This window comes from Streptomyces sp. NPDC016677 (genome assembly GCF_055562815.1).
Map to the genome: position 1 here is coordinate 1 of NZ_JBVHEO010000043.1, position 1,396 is coordinate 1,396.

The following is a 1,396-nucleotide window of genomic DNA, read 5'->3' on the forward strand; positions in this document are numbered from 1 at the left end:
TCAGTCCCCACTGGCCCTTGAACAGGGCGCCTTCGTCCAGCCAGGACGCGTACTCCCTGAGCTGGATGCCCTTGACGACGCGGGTGCCCCAGAACGGCGGCTCGGGCACCGGGTTGTCGACGGTGATGTCGGAGCGGCCTCTCTCGCCCGGCTCCGCCGGCTCGGGGTTCCGCCGGGGCACCCGGCGCTGGCGCAGTTCGGGGAGTGTGGCGCCGGGGACGCCGCGTTTGATGCCGATGAGCGCGTCCATCAGCCGCAGGCCCTCGAACGCGTCCCGCGCGTAGCGGACTTCGCCTTCGTAGATCTCGTGGAGGTCCTGTTCGACGTAGGCGCGGGTGAGGGCGGCGCCGCCGAGGATGACGGGGAAGTCGGCGGCCATGCCCCGCTGGTTGAGTTCCTCCAGGTTCTCCTTCATGATCACCGTGGATTTCACCAGCAGCCCGGACATGCCGATCACGTCGGCCCGGTGCTCCTCGGCCGCCTCCAGGATCGCGGAGACCGGCTGCTTGATACCGAGGTTGACAACGGTGTAGCCGTTGTTGGACAGGATGATGTCGACCAGGTTCTTGCCGATGTCGTGCACATCACCCCGGACCGTGGCCAGCACGATCGTGCCCTTGCCCTCGTCACCGGTCTTCTCCATGTACGGCTCCAGATACGCGACCGCGGTCTTCATCACCTCCGCGGACTGCAGGACGAACGGCAGCTGCATCTGACCGGAGCCGAACAGCTCACCGACCACCTTCATGCCGTCCAGCAGCACCTCGTTGACGATCTCCAGCGCCGGACGGGCCTCAAGCGCCGCCTCCAGATCCGCCTCCAGACCATTGCGCTCACCGTCGATGATGCGGCGCTTGAGACGCTCCTCCAGCGGAAGAGCGGCCAGCTCCTCGGACTTCGAGGCACGCAGCGACTTGGCGGTGGCCCCCTCGAACAGGGCCATCAGCTTCTGCAACGGGTCGTAACCCTCGCGGCGCCGGTCGTAGATGAGATCCAGAGCGGTGGTGACCTGCTCCTCGTCGAACCGGGCGATCGGCAGGATCTTCGAGGCGTGCACGATCGCCGAGTCCAGGCCCGCCTTGACACACTCGTCCAGGAACACCGAGTTCAGCAGGATCCGGGCGGCCGGGTTCAGGCCGAAGGAGATGTTCGACAGGCCCAGCGTGGTCTGCACGGCCGGGTGACGGCGCTTGAGTTCACGGATGCCCTCGATGGTGGCCACCCCGTCCCGGCGGGACTCCTCCTGACCGGTGCAGATGGTGAAGGTCAGGCAGTCCACCAGGATGTCCTCCTCACGGATGCCCCAGTTCCCCGTCAGATCGGCGATCAGCCGCTCGGCGATCCCGACCTTCTTCTCCGCCGTGCGGGCCTGGCCCTCCTCGTCGATGGTCAGCGC

At 67.1% G+C, this 1,396-nt stretch carries 1 protein-coding gene; it reads right to left on the minus strand.

Annotated features, from left to right (window positions below):
* On the minus strand, nucleotides 1-1,396 hold a 1,396-nt coding region (locus ACZ3IG_RS36165), incomplete at both ends, for a B12-binding domain-containing protein (protein WP_467437481.1).